Below are 13,648 nucleotides of genomic sequence, written 5' to 3'. Positions count from 1 at the left end.
ACTGTTCCGTCGCTTGAAAGGCTACCGCCGGATTTTCTCGCGCTTCGACAAGCTGGATGTCATGTTCCTTGGATTCCTCAGCTTCGTCCTAGTCGTTGATGGGCTTCGGATGTGTTAACAGGCCCTAGTGCCAGGCTTGCTGCGTGTAGCCTTGCAACGTGCGACACGATGGGCCGCAAGCGCTATACACGCTCACCTCAGCCGCGCGGTGCGGCCGGCTTGACGAACCCGGGATCCGCCATGGCGGCATCACAGTCTTGCACCTGCTTGAATTGGTAATCCAGCAACCGCCAACCGGCGTTTGCCGACGACGACATCCATCGGTACTTCCATTGATAGCGAATACCGGCGCCACAGGCATCGATGCCGACCTCATCGCCGCCATGGCCACGCACAGGGAAGGCAACCTTTGTGCTGGTCAGATCCGTGCGCCGATCCGCTCCTGGCGCGTGCGTGAAGTAGCTGGTCCGCACCTGGCCTAATGCGGAAGCGCTTGCCGGAAGCTTTAGCCTGGACGGCTGCTCCAGCAACCAGCGATACACTTGCGCCACCGCCGGACTGTTTGTCGGATAGGTGCGCGTCACACGCAAACCGCCCTGTTCCGCAGGCGTAGCGGCACTGGCCAACAGGCTGTTCGTGCCAAACACCGCAATCGACATTGCTGCCAAGAACTTCATCACGTGCTCCATGCATTGTGCGAGAGGACCGAGCGTAGCACGCACCTCACAACCGGCTAGCTGCAGGCACTGCAGCGATGTCGTGCCACTCAGTGGTTGCAATGATAGGTGTCATGCAGAGCTGGTTGCGTGCCATGCAACTCACAGGCATGCACTAATCACAACCAAGCACACCGACCATCTCCACTGGTCCTTGCCCGCCCACCGTCGCGGGACCTTACGCGGCATGGATGCCGCGTAAGAGCTTACAAGGACGTACTTGCAGCGTGTCCCGCGATGGTGGGCGGGCAAGGACCCTGCAGCAAATCGGCAGATCAGCCGCTCCACACCCACACGCACGCACCGCACAACAATCAAATCCAGACGTCGTTGTCAGCCGTGTACGCACCACCCGCATCGCCGGTGTTGACCACGCCGCGCGGCTCAACCAGCAACACGCTGCATTCCTGCTCCGCCACTGGCCGGTGTTCGACACCCTTGGGCACCACATGCATCTGCCCGGCCGACAGCGCCACCACACCATCGCGAAACTCGATCGACATGTTGCCGTCCAGCACGATAAACACCTCGTCCGTGTCCGCATGCTGGTGCCACACGAAGGCGCCTTGCAGCTTGACCAGCTTGAACTGGTAGTCGTTCATTTCCGCCACCACACGTGGCGACCAGTGCTGCGACAGCAGCGCGAGCTTGTCGCTGAAATCGATCGGGGCGTAGCGCGTGTTCAACGGAAACATCCTTGTGCGGGGAATGCGCCTGCAAGCTTAGTGCATCGCATTGCCGGCAGTCACCGCTGCATCAACGCGGCGCCTTGCAGCGACGCGCGGCGAACAACGCGAGCGGTTTGCCCGACGCGATGCGCGCTCATGCACGCGCGGTGCCGGTGTCTGCCGCGCGCCACGCCTGCACGGCCGCGGTGACCTGCGCGCCGTGACTGGCGCTGACATCACGCGCGGCAAAGTCGTACGGCCGCCATTGCACCTGCGCGGCCAGCCGTGCGCAGGCGGCATGCCCGTCTGCCAGCACATCGGCCTGCTCGGTTGCGTTCAATGCCAGCAGGAGCGAGAAGCAGGTGGCCGAGATCGTGCAGTTGATGTCCAGCCAGTAGCGGTTGTCCTCGTGCAGGAGAAACCAGTCTGCGGGGGCGTGATCGATGACGATCATGTGTGGCCTGGGGTGGTGTTGGAGATGCCCATGCGTTGCTGTGGCCGTTGCGTGGCGACGCGCGTGTTATCGGGAAGGCTTCGTCGCGCCCTGGTGCGCTCCTACGGGGCAGCGGCGCGTTGTTGGACGCGTGCCGCCTGCGGGTAGCTCAGCCTCCGAAATCCCACTGCAGCCCCACCGTATAGGTGCGGTCCGGACCCGGCTCGTAATAGCGCCCGTTGCCGTCGTTGACGATCACCGAACCCACGTATTGCCGATCCAACGCGTTGTCGATGCGGACGAAGGTACGCAGCCCGCCCAGCGTGGTGGTCCAGCGCCTGGAGGCTTCCAGATTGACCAGCGCATAGCCCGGTGCGCGTTCGGTAGCCAGGTCGTTGACCACGGTGGCGTCGGAGGCCACCGTTTCGGCGGCGAACTGCCATTGCATCGGCTGCCACTGCCAACGTGCGAACAACTGCTGACGCGGTACACCCGGCAGGCGCGCGCCGCTGGCCACTGGCGCGGTGGGTGTGGCGCAGCCGCTGCTGGCGCAGGTGAGATAGCCATCGCGCACGCTGGCATCGACGAAGGTATAGGCCAACTGCAACTGCTGGGTGTCGCCCACCGGTTGATTCCAGCTCAGCTCCGCGCCCTGGCGGCGGGTGGCGCCGATGTTGCGATAGGTGCTGCGGCCATTGGTGTTGCTGGCCACCGCCAGTTCGTCGTCGGTGTCGGCGCGGAACAAGGCGAATTCCACCGCTGCACCGCTTTGCGCGCGCCACTTGCTGCCGACTTCATAGTTGCGGCTTGTCGCCGCGCCCAGATCCAGCGCCAGGCCGGCGCCGCCATCGTTGCGATAGCCCAACTCGTTGAAGGTGGGCGTTTCGAAACCGCGCCCGACCGAAGCGTAAAAGCGTAGGTCGTCGGCGGCACGGAACACGATGCCGGCCACCGGCGTGGTCGCCGAATAATCGCGCTGTCCGCTGTCGTCGGGATTGCGGCCGATGATGTAATGGTCGTCCGAGTCGAAGCGCACCTCGCTATGCCGCACGCCCAGCAAGGCGGACCAGCGCTCGCTCCATTGCCACCACAGCTGTGCGAACTGGTCCACGTTCTCGACCTGATCGCGCTGATTGCGGCGCAGCGCACCTTTGATGCCGAGCGTGTCGCCGACGAAGTTTTCGTAACCGGTGCGGTGCTGACGCTGGCGATCGACATTGGCGCCCACGGTCAGCTGCAGCGGCCGGCCCAACGCGTCGCCTTGCCAGGCCCAACGTGCATCGGCACCTTCGTAATTGCTGTCCAGATCGATCAGCCCGCCCGAATGCAGCGGATTGCGTTGCACCGCCACCGGGATCGCCAGGAACTGCTCCACGCTGCGCTGCCCGCCGTAGGCCATCAAGCGCAGCGTCTGGCTATCGAATTGCTGGGTGAAGATCGCGCCGGCCTGCGACTGGCGCACCGATTTGCGGGTATTGAACTGGGTCGCCACCGCCGTGGCCTGCGCCGGGTCGGCGTTGAACTGGGCGCGGGTCAGCCCGAGCGGGTCCTGCGCATCCGGTGCGTCCAGGTAATTGAGCACCAGGTCCAGCCGACGGCCCTCGGCCAGATCGAAACCGAGCTTGGCGTTGACCGAATCGCGCTTGGCGCGGCTATGGTCGCGAAAACCATCGGTTTCGAAATGATTGGCCGCCAGGTTGTAGTGCACCGCGCCCTGCTGGCCGAGCAATTGCGCGCCCACGTTGGCAGTGGCATTGCTGCCATAGGTGGCACGCAGCCGCCACGGGTCGCCCGGCTTGCCGTCGGCGCTCCACAGCTGCAGCACCCCGCCCGAAGAGTTGCCGTACAGCGCCGAGAACGGCCCGCGCAGCACTTCCACCCGCTCGGCGCCCAGCACGTTGAAGTGCGAGAGCTGGCCCTGGCCATCGGGCATGCTGGCCGGGATGCCGTCGACCAGCAGGCGCACGCCGCGCACGCCGAAGGTGGAGCGCGCGCCGAAGCCGCGGATCGAGAGCTGGGTGTCTTGCGCGTAGTTCTGCCGATCGCGCGCCACCAGGCCGGGGATGCCGTCGAGCAGCTCGGATACCTGCGCGCCGCGGCGGTTGTCGTCGTCGGCCGCCACCACGGTGAACGAGGCCGGCAGGTCGAAGTCGTCCACTCCGTGCACGCGCGCGGCGTCCACCTGCACGGTGGGCAAGCGCTGGATCGGTGTAGACGACGGCGCCGTGTCGGCGGCCAGGGCGAGCGGCGCGGCGCTCGTGGCGAACAGGCCGCAGGCGGCGGCCAACAAGGTAAGTCTGGGCATGGGCGTAGTGTCCCTCATCCGTACTGTGGCCGCATCGTTGCGTACGGAACGAAGCATGCTACGCCGGCCATGGGCTGCTACGATGAAGTGGTTTGGCCCAGCCGCGGCCGAGCATCCCGGAAGTCCCTCACTCTTTCGTCCTTCAGCGAGTCATGCCGTGTCCTTCTTTGCAAACGTGGAACAGGTTCCAGGCGACCCCATCCTGGGCCTGACCGAGGCCTACAACGCCGACAGCCGCCCCAACAAGGTCAACCTGGGCGTGGGCATCTATTACGACGAAAACGGGCGCATCCCGCTGTTGCGCGCCGTGCACAAGATCGAGCAGCAGCTCGCGCTGGAGGCCAAACCGCGCGGCTATCTGCCCATCGACGGCCTGGCCGCCTATGACAAGGCCACCCAGGAGCTGCTGTTCGGCGCCGAGTCGGCGCTGGTGGCCTCCGGCCGCGTGGCGACCTCGCAGACCGTCGGCGGCAGCGGCGCGTTGCGCGTGGGCGCGGACCTGCTCAAGAAGCTGCTGCCCACCTCCACCATCGCCATCAGCAACCCGAGCTGGGAAAACCATCGCGCGGTGTTCGGCGCGGCCGGCTTCGAGGTCGTGGACTACACCTATTTCGACGCCGCCAGCCATGGCCTGAATTTCGACGGCATGCTGGCCGATCTGGCCAAGCTCGAGCCGGGCACGGTAGTGCTGTTGCACGCCTGCTGCCACAACCCGACCGGCGCCGACCTGACCAAGGAGCAGTGGAAGCAGGTCGCCGGCATGTTGAAGGAACGCAACCTGTTCCCGTTCGTCGACATCGCCTACCAGGGCTTCGACAAGGGCATCGAGGCCGATGCGTATGCGGTGCGCCTGCTGGCCGCCGAAGGCATCGACAGCTACGTGGTCGCCAGTTCCTACTCCAAGTCGTTCTCGCTGTATGGCGAGCGCGTGGGCGCGTTGTCGGTGGTCTCGGCTACCGCCGCCGAAGCCAAGGCCGTGCAATCGCAGGTCAAGCGCATCATCCGCACGATCTACTCCAGCCCGTCCACGCACGGCGCCGCGCTGGTGGCCGGCGTGCTGACCAGCCCGGAGCTGCGCGATCTGTGGGAGCAGGAACTCACCGAAATGCGCGAGCGCATCCACGCCTTGCGCGCGGGCCTGGTCGCCAAGCTCGCCACGCTGGGCGCGCCGGAGTTCGACTTCATCCAGCGCCAGGCCGGCATGTTCTCGTACTCGGGCCTGACCAGGACCCAGGTCGACCGCCTGCGCGACGAGTTTGCGATCTACGCCGTCGGCACCGGCCGCATCTGCGTGGCCGCACTGAGCCAGCGCAACCTGGAATACGTGGCACAAGCGGTGGCCACCGTCAGCCGGGTCTGAGTGTCGGACTTTCCTTACACGTTTTAACGCAGTTTTCTTGCACGATTTTACTAAAATCTGACTTGACCTCAGCACAGCAATCATTAAATATTCAAAAATAGAATAACGTAAGGACACGAAAATGCGATTCGGAACATCATTATTTCTATCTTGTCTTTTCATCGCATCCCCTGCGATGGCAGTAACTAAGACCTGCGATGGTTGTACAGAAGCAGAAATGAGATCCATGATATGGAACATACTGATTTTAGAAAGTGGGAACTATAGAAATGCCCGCCAGCCCGCTTATGTTGCAAATCCTCAGTCCAAGTCTGTTCTAAAGGGGATTTATAGCTGGAATTATGAAGCAGACGGTGAAACTATTGTTCAGAATGTCAGCTCAGGCACTGTAGAGCCTCAGATTTTTGGATTTGTTAGTACTCTAGCTAACGCATATGGCGAAAGAATACTAACCAGTAGTTCTGTAGGTCTGGCTGACTCAAATCGACCAACTTCTATCTACGATGTCATAGACAACCCGTCGCGCGAACAACAAGTAGTCAGCGCAATCGAGAATTCCAAGGCCGACTTTTTTCAAAGAGCAGGGGACGCTGCGAAAGTTTTAAACCCCCTTCCTCTCCTTCCTGGCTTCAATCCAGGCGGGGTCAGTTTGACTGTTAAGTTTGTTTTTGACGATAAGAGCACTGCAACGTATACATTTGATAGTCAGACAAAGTCGTGGAACCGCGTGAAGGACAGCCAGCGCGACTCTAGCGGCAACATAGTGCCGACAAAGAAATCTGAATTTTCAGGCGGCGAGGGTAGCATACGCACTTATGATTTCACTAACAGTCAAGAAAACATGGATAAGTTCTATAACTGGGCAATTCGAAATGGCATCAGCTTCTCGCAGCCTACGGGATCCGGAACGAGAACTGGTGTAACCTGCATAAGCACAAAAGATGGCGTCATCTGCCATATAGTTGCTTATTAATTTCATGAAATTTTCGAGGAACTCAGCAGGGACTTGGAAGTCCCTGCTGTTTTTATCGGGCGCTACTGCTCTCTTTCTTTTTTTTCTGTTCCGCGACTCAAAAAATTCACCTCCTGAACAGAAGTCGATAGATCACCCTAATCAAGCCCTTAACGTACGCTCCAAGCTGAAGTTAAACGGCCCATATGCCAGTACTGCTCCCATTAATGGTGCTCCCGCCAGGATGTCTCTAAGCGATATGGAGATGCGCTCCAAACGGGGGGATGCCTCAGCAGCATGCCATGTTGCAATCATTTATGAGAAGTGCCTACTGCTGCTACGACAATATGACGACGTAGTAGCAATGATTGAGTCAAAAAATCAGGGCGCTGCCGGCTACTTTGAGGCACTTAGCTCGCGATCCGATTACTGCGCTGGCATATCGATAAATTCCAACGACGCCGTTGATAAATGGAAGGACGCGGCGCAGAAAGGCAACCTAAACGCCATGAAGGGCTACGTCAGTGGATCAGCCCTTTTGGGTATTTCAGACACCGTAAAGTACAGGACAGCTTTTCAGGAATATTCTCAATTAGCAGAAGGTTTTGCATGGAAGCTAGCAGACCAAGGTGATGTCAATGCAGTGCTTGCCCTGGCTCACGCTTATGAAAGTGGCCCTACGCCAGCTGGGCCAAAGCTATCTCAAGTCGTCAAGAAGGACCCGACCAAGGCCCTGGCAATCTTTTACTATCTTGAAGATGTCCCGTCCCGGACACCGATGCATTCCATTGCGGAGAACCGCGTCAGGGACCTGGCATTGACATCCATTAAGGCGATGGAATCCAGCTTGAGTGCAGCGTCGATCCGCGCCTCCGCAATCATGGCAGGTGATCTGCAGCACCGCTGGACCAAACCATTGAATTATGAAAAACTTTTCATGTCCACGCTTGAGGATGGTACGCTTAGTTCCGCCCAGGCCGAGGACTGCGACGACCAGGAGAACCAACATTGAGGAACAATCATAGTCTCTGCGTCATAGCGGTGTTACTTTCCCTCGCCTCACTGTGGGCCACCCAGTTCAAACAATTTAATAGTTATTATTTTTTACCTATCTTCTTCTCAATTGCATCCATTGCATTGATAAGCCTTCAAGAGAAAGGCAGGCTCCGGCACTTTGAAATGATCTCGGCCGTTACGATTCTAGTAATTGCCATTTTTGTCGGCAAACAAAACTATGCTCTTTGAATGCAAGTAGTTTTTTACGCGAAATTTCTGCATTAATGATCCAGGTGTGTCGGTGCCGGAGTGACGGTCAACGCGCCTCGCTTTACCCTACGTCGCCTATGTTATGCCATGGATTGCTGTCTTCGTAACGCTCTATTTCCGGGTTCGCTATACTCAAACCACCGACTCGAAGACACACATCTTTCATGACTCGTCCCTCGCTGACCCGCTTCCTGATCGAAGAGCAACACGCCGGCCGTATCGATGCGGAATTGCGCCAGCTGATCACCATCGTCTCGCGCGCCTGCAAGCGCATTTCCATCGCCGTGAGCAAGGGCGCCCTGGGCGGCGTGCTTGGCGATGCCGGCACCGGCAACGTGCAGGGTGAGGCGCAGAAGAAGCTGGACGTACTGAGCAACGACATCCTGCTCGAAGCCAACGCCTGGGGTGGCCACCTGGCCGCGTGCGCGTCCGAAGAAATGGACCACAGCCAACCGGTGCCCGACCAGTACCCCAGCGGCGACTTCCTGCTGCTGTTCGACCCGCTCGATGGCAGCTCCAATATCGACGTCAACGTCTCGGTGGGCACCATCTTCTCGGTGCTGCGCGCCCCCGAGGGCACCGACAAGCCCGGCGACGAACACTTCCTGCAGCCGGGCACCAAGCAGGTCGCCGCCGGCTATTGCATCTACGGCCCCAGCACCATGCTGGTGCTCACGCTCGGCCACGGCACCCACGCCTTCACCCTGGAGCGCGAGGAAGGCAGCTTCCTGCTGACCCAGGCCAACATGCGCGTGCCCGAGGACACCGCCGAGTACGCCATCAACATGTCCAACCAGCGCCACTGGGAACCGGCCATGCAGGCCTACGTGGGCGACCTGCTCGCCGGCAAGGACGGCACGCGCGGCAAGGACTTCAACATGCGCTGGATCGCCAGCATGGTCGCCGACGTGCACCGCATCCTCACCCGCGGCGGCATCTTCATCTACCCGTGGGACAAGAAGGACGCATCCAAGCCCGGCAAGCTGCGCCTGATGTACGAAGCCAACCCGATGAGCATGCTGGTGGAACAAGCCGGCGGCGCAGCCACCACGGGGCGCGAGCGCATTCTGGATATTCAACCGACGCAACTGCATCAGCGTGTGCCGGTGTTCCTGGGGTCGAAGAATGAGGTGGCTGAGGCGACGCGGTATCACCTGGATGCGGATAAGGCGCAGGGCTGAGGTTTTGGTTCACGCGACAGGTAACGTTGATTGATGCAAGACACCCGCCCAGTGCGGGTGTCTTTTTATGGAACGCATGCTGATTGGGCCGCTGGCGATGCGCTGGAACGCGAGACCTGCGCCAACGGCCACCTCGTGCCGTGAGTTGACTCACCACCGGGCAGCGGGGAGTATCGCCCTCGGGCCGGAGTGGGACGGTCTACGGGAAGTCGATCTCTACGCGCAATGCCTTGCAAGCAGTCGCCTGACTGCCCGCAGGGATCACATATCGATAAGGGAATTCTCATGAAGACCGCATGCGTTGCACTGGTGGCTGCCGTCATGTTGCAAGCCACACCCGCCTTCTCCGCATCAACCGCGCCATCGCCACTGGTCGGAACCTGGCTACTGGATACCAGCAGCCTCCCGATGCCAGCAGCGGTACGACCCAAACGTGTCGTCCTGGAGTTCAAACAGGTTCCAGGCAACAAGTGGGCAACCAGCGCCGAGATCATCGAACACGACAACAAGACGCTGCAGGCACAATCCACGCTGCTGCTGGACGGCACGCCGGGTAAGGCATCCGGCACTTACCTGGTCGATCGTGCCGCCGTCAAAATGCCCGAGCCAGGCGTGCTGGTCATGCAGTTGATGTATCAAGGCGTCCCCGCGTCCACACGCACCTATACGGTCAGCGCCGACGGCAAGGTCATGACCGAGATTGAAGCGTACTTCAAGGACGGCAACCCGATGATGCGCACGGCGTATTTCAAACGCGCGGCAAGTCAGTCCAAGTGAACACTGGCGAGCCGACGCCGCATGGCGGCGCGGCTCGATTTACTTGGGGGGCAGCGGCATTTTGAAGGCAAGGAGCCTGTATGCGACATCTTTTGCCGGTTGATATTCCAGCCACGTTACGGCGCAACAAGTCTGTCGAACAGTTCCTCGGAACAAGTCCAGTCAATGCAACGTACATTCGCCATATCGAGTTACGGCCGGCCAATGATTCGATCGAGCTGTGGATTTATCTTGTTGCAACAACTAGAGATCGCACCCTATCGCCTGTGTTGTGACCTAGATTGTCTAGAATAGCGTAGTGAGCCCATCAGAGCCTCCATGACCGACATCAAATTCACCGAAGGCGAACGGGCAGCAATCACGCGCAAGATCCAGGTGTATTTCAGCGAAGAACTGAAGCAACAGATCGGACGCTTCGATGCGGAATTCCTGCTCGATTTCTTTGCCGAGGAAGTCGGAACGTACTTCTATAACCGTGGTGTGTACGATGCGCAGGCCATCGTTGCCAGCAAGCTGGATGACCTGGGTGAGGCGATCTACCAGTTGGAACGTCCTACCGACTTCAGAAAGTGATCCGTCACCTTACCTGCCGCAGCACTGAGAAGTTCTAATTCTCTATAGCGAGTAGGCTCAACATGCCCATCGATCGGAGGAATGCCGGGTTAGGGTGTGGGCCAGCGACTGCGGAACGGCACTGCGATCTGAAGGCCTCGCTGGGGTGCTTTCGTTGCGGGCAACGCGTCGGGCCATGACGCCGGAGATTGTTTAGATCCCAGCGTCTGCGCGCCGACGCCGGGAGCATGCCGGCATTGGCAGCGCGTACCAGTCAGCGGGCGACACGCACCCCATGCGTTGACGCTGATCCGTCGCGATGGCAGCGCGTCGCGCGTCATGCTGTTGCACGACATCGATCAGACGCTGGATGCGCTCGCTTCGGCCATGTCGCAGTTGATGGCGCTGACCGGCGCTGCGCTCCATCGCCGCGTGACCTGCGTTGCAAGGCCACTAGCGGCGCCATGTCTTGGAGCACTTGACCATCGTCGCCTGCACGGGCGAGTCTCGGGGGCTGGCGCGGCGGGGAGTCGTGCCACTCGCCTTCAACGGAGAACCGCCGTGGACCGTCGTACCTTCCTCACCTTGTCCGGCATCGGTGCTGCCGGGTTGCTGCTGCCGCACACGCGCCTGATCGCGGCCGAGCAATTGCTTACCCCGGTGGATGCGGCGCGCAACCGGCGCTTGTCCGATACCGCGTTGACAACCGCCAAGGCGGCTGGTGCCAGCTACTGCGATGTGCGCGTAGGCCGCTATTTGCGCCAGTTTGTGATCACCCGCGAGGCGCAGGTGGAGAACGTGGTCAACGCCGAATCCAGCGGTGTGGGCGTGCGCGTGCTGGCCGATGGTGCGTGGGGCTTTGCGGCCACCAATACGCTCACCAGCGATGGCGTGGCCACTGCCACGCGCCAGGCGGTAGCGATCGCCAAGGCCAACGCACGGCTGGGCGGTGCGCCGGTGCAGTTGGCACCGGTGACCCCAGCCGGGCAGGTGAGCTGGAAGACCCCGATCAAGAAGAACGCGATGGAAGTGCCGCTGCAGGAAAAGGTAGCGCTGCTGATGGACGTCAACGCGGCCGCGCTCACTGCCGGTGCGACGTTTGTGGCCTCGCGCATGTTTGCGATCAACGAGCAGAAGTATTTCGCAAGCAGCGACGGCTCCTATATCGATCAGGACGTGCATCGGTTGTGGTTGCCGTTTACCGTCACCGCAGTGGACAAGGCCAGCGGCAAGTTCCGCACCCGCGACGGGCTGTCGTCGCCAATGGGCATGGGCTACGAATATCTGGATGGCGATGCCAGCCAGAAGCACCGGTTACCTGGCGGACTCATCGGCTACGGCCACAGTTACGACGCGCGCGAAGATGCGATCGCCGCCGCCAAGCAGGCACGCGCCAAACTCACCGCACCGTCGGTGAAGGCCGGCAAATACGATCTGGTGATCGACCCGAGCAATCTGTTTCTCACCATCCACGAGTCGGTGGGCCACCCGCTCGAGCTCGATCGCGTGCTCGGCTACGAGGCCAATTACGCCGGCACCAGTTTTGCCACGCTGGACAAGCGCGATGCCGGTTTCCGCTGGGGCAGCGATGCGGTGACCTTCGTCGCCGACCGCACCCAGCCCGGCAGCCTGGGCGCAGTGGGGTACGACGATGAGGGCGTCAAGAGCAAACAGTGGGAGCTGGTGAAAGACGGCATCCTGGTCGATTACCAATGCACGCGCGATCAGGCGCATCTGCTAGGCAAGACCGCCTCCGATGGCTGCAGCTATGCCGACTCCTGGTCCAGCGTGCAGTTCCAGCGCATGCCCAATGTGTCGCTGGCCGCAGGCAAACAACCACTTGGCGTTGCCGAAATGATCAAGAACGTGGAGCGCGGGTTGTATATCCACGGGCGCGGTTCGTATTCGATCGACCAGCAGCGCTACAACGCGCAGTTCGGCGGGCAGTTGTTCTACGAGATCGAGAACGGCCAGGTCACGCGGCTGGTGGAAGACGGCGCCTATCAAATCCGCACGCCGGAATTCTGGAATGCCTGCAGCGCAGTCTGCGATCAACGCGACTTCCGTTTGGGCGGCTCGTTCTTCGATGGCAAGGGCCAACCCAGCCAGGTATCGGCGGTGTCGCATGGATCATCCACCGCGCGCTTCGATGGCATCAACGTGATCAATACCGCGCGTTCGTTGGGCTGAGAGTGGCTAACAAACGTTGGTAGTTGCTTTGCTGAAAGTCATGCGCACCGACCATCTCGACTGGTCCTTGCCCGCCCACCGTCGCGGGACCTTACGCGGCATGGATGCCGCGTAAGAGCCTACATGGACGTACTTGCGGCGTGTCCCGCGATGGTGGGCGGGCAAGGGCCCTGCAGCGAAGTTGCAGCCCTATCGCTCTGCCGCTGAAGCGTCTACATCGTTCAATCAGCTCACAGCAACAAAGATATCGAGTTATGTTGTTTAGATGCATTCAAACGCTGTAGGTCAAAAGCATGGTGAGTCGAGTGCGCGGTGCCCTCACCGCTCGCGGGACACGCCGCAAGTCCGTCCTTGTAGGCTCGGTGGCGGCATCCATGCCGCCACACGGTCCCGCAATCGGCGAGGACACCGCACCAGAAAGTGAGCCGGTTACTTTGTTGAAAGCCTGCATGTTGATCTCGTTGCATTGCGAAGCTGATCGGACGCGCAGTTATCCAGACAGCGCATGTCATGCCTTGCTTGCAACCATGCACACCGACCATCTCGACTGGTCCTTGCCCGCCCACCGTCGCGGGACCTTACGCGGCATGGATGCCGCGTAAGAGCCTACACGGACGTACTTGTGGCGTGTCCCGCGAGGGTGGGCGGGCAAGGGCCCTGCAGCGGAGTTGCAGCCCTATCGCTCTGCCGCTGAAGCCCTTACATCGTTCAATCAGCTCACAGCAACAAAGATATCGACTTATGTTGTTTAGATGCATTCAAACGCTGTAGGTCAAAAGCATGGTGAGTCGAGCGCGCGGTGCCCTCACCGCTCGCGGGACACGCCGCAAGTACGTCCATGTAGGCTCGGTGGCGGCATCCATGCCGCCACACGGTCCCGCAATCGGTAAGGGCACCGCACCAGAAAGTTTGTAGGTTGTTTTGTTGAAAGCCTGCCTACTGATCGCGCTGCGTTGCAAAGCTGATCGGGCGCGCCGTTACTCAAACGACGCAAGTCATGCACTGCTTGCACCATGCACACCGACCATCTCCACTGGTCCTTGCCCGCCCACCGTCGCGGGACCTTACGCGGCATGGATGCCGCGTAAGAGCTTTATCTGTTCGCAATCTGGCAGATTAGGTGTCGAGAGCCGGCGTGGGCCACCGTGAGAGCCTGGATCTCAGCGATCGCCGTGTAGCTTGGTACCCACGCCGGATTCTCCCTTGATTCGCCCGAACAGTTGCCCGAGGTGACACTCGAAACGATAA

11 protein-coding genes and 2 pseudogenes are annotated in these 13,648 nt (G+C 60.6%); 8 read left to right on the top strand and 5 right to left on the bottom strand.

Translation table 11 applies throughout. The annotated features are described in order from the left end of the window. Nucleotides 1-118, top strand: a pseudogene (locus ABS769_RS21265) (IS5-like element ISCARN85 family transposase); the annotation flags it as partial. Between the two features lie 79 nt (nucleotides 119-197). Here the strand turns inward: ABS769_RS21265 and ABS769_RS21260 are convergent. The 4 genes from ABS769_RS21260 to ABS769_RS21245 all read right to left on the bottom strand — a co-directional run bounded on the left by ABS769_RS21260 (nucleotide 198) and on the right by ABS769_RS21245 (nucleotide 4,122). Continuing rightward, nucleotides 198-689 carry a hypothetical protein gene (locus tag ABS769_RS21260; RefSeq protein ID WP_317062967.1) on the bottom strand — a complete coding sequence of 164 codons (492 nt, stop codon included), beginning with the start codon at nucleotides 687-689 and terminating at the stop codon, nucleotides 198-200. Between the two features lie 341 nt (nucleotides 690-1,030). Continuing rightward, the gene (locus ABS769_RS21255) at nucleotides 1,031-1,411 is read right to left on the bottom strand and encodes a cupin domain-containing protein (RefSeq protein ID WP_006450226.1); all 381 of its coding nucleotides are present in this window, start codon (nucleotides 1,409-1,411) and stop codon (nucleotides 1,031-1,033) included. A 127-nt stretch (nucleotides 1,412-1,538) separates the two neighbouring features. Continuing rightward, nucleotides 1,539-1,838 carry a hypothetical protein gene (locus ABS769_RS21250; protein ID WP_317062968.1) on the bottom strand — a complete coding sequence of 100 codons (300 nt, stop codon included), beginning with the start codon at nucleotides 1,836-1,838 and terminating at the stop codon, nucleotides 1,539-1,541. A gap of 148 nt (nucleotides 1,839-1,986) precedes the next feature. Then, nucleotides 1,987-4,122 (bottom strand): TonB-dependent receptor family protein, encoded by a 2,136-nt coding sequence (locus tag ABS769_RS21245; protein ID WP_350498279.1) that lies wholly within the window; start codon nucleotides 4,120-4,122, stop codon nucleotides 1,987-1,989. Between the two features lie 157 nt (nucleotides 4,123-4,279). Here ABS769_RS21245 and ABS769_RS21240 point away from each other — a divergent pair, with 157 nt between their 5' ends. The 7 genes from ABS769_RS21240 to ABS769_RS21210 all read left to right on the top strand — a co-directional run bounded on the left by ABS769_RS21240 (nucleotide 4,280) and on the right by ABS769_RS21210 (nucleotide 12,400). Beyond that, nucleotides 4,280-5,482 carry an amino acid aminotransferase gene (locus tag ABS769_RS21240; RefSeq protein WP_317062970.1) on the top strand — a complete coding sequence of 401 codons (1,203 nt, stop codon included), beginning with the start codon at nucleotides 4,280-4,282 and terminating at the stop codon, nucleotides 5,480-5,482. Nucleotides 5,483-5,603: 121 nt separating this feature from the next. After that, entirely contained in the window at nucleotides 5,604-6,455 is an 852-nt protein-coding gene (locus ABS769_RS21235) for a hypothetical protein (protein WP_268213590.1), read from the top strand. 4 nt (nucleotides 6,456-6,459) lie between these two features. Beyond that, nucleotides 6,460-7,446: a hypothetical protein gene (locus tag ABS769_RS21230; protein ID WP_317062971.1), complete on the top strand. Its 987-nt coding sequence runs from the start codon at nucleotides 6,460-6,462 to the stop codon at nucleotides 7,444-7,446. A gap of 418 nt (nucleotides 7,447-7,864) precedes the next feature. Continuing rightward, on the top strand, nucleotides 7,865-8,881 hold the full coding sequence (locus ABS769_RS21225) for a class 1 fructose-bisphosphatase (protein ID WP_317062972.1): 1,017 nt from the start codon (nucleotides 7,865-7,867) through the stop codon (nucleotides 8,879-8,881). A 309-nt stretch (nucleotides 8,882-9,190) separates the two neighbouring features. Continuing rightward, on the top strand, nucleotides 9,191-9,658 hold the full coding sequence (locus ABS769_RS21220; protein ID WP_317062975.1) for a LuxR family transcriptional regulator: 468 nt from the start codon (nucleotides 9,191-9,193) through the stop codon (nucleotides 9,656-9,658). A 318-nt stretch (nucleotides 9,659-9,976) separates the two neighbouring features. Continuing rightward, entirely contained in the window at nucleotides 9,977-10,231 is a 255-nt protein-coding gene (locus tag ABS769_RS21215) for a DUF2164 domain-containing protein (RefSeq protein ID WP_317062973.1), read from the top strand. 540 nt (nucleotides 10,232-10,771) lie between these two features. Beyond that, nucleotides 10,772-12,400, top strand: coding sequence for a TldD/PmbA family protein (locus ABS769_RS21210; protein WP_317062974.1), 1,629 nt, complete (start codon nucleotides 10,772-10,774; stop codon nucleotides 12,398-12,400). A 717-nt stretch (nucleotides 12,401-13,117) separates the two neighbouring features. Here ABS769_RS21210 and ABS769_RS22765 read toward each other — a convergent pair. Continuing rightward, nucleotides 13,118-13,329: pseudogene (locus ABS769_RS22765) on the bottom strand (hypothetical protein); the annotation flags it as partial. Nucleotides 13,330-13,648: the final 319 nt, after the last annotated feature.

The organism is Xanthomonas hortorum (assembly GCF_040279205.1).
GTDB lineage: Bacteria > Pseudomonadota > Gammaproteobacteria > Xanthomonadales > Xanthomonadaceae > Xanthomonas > Xanthomonas hortorum_F.
The sequence above is the reverse complement of the archived record's forward strand: the minus strand, read 5'-3'. Positions and strand labels throughout refer to the sequence as shown.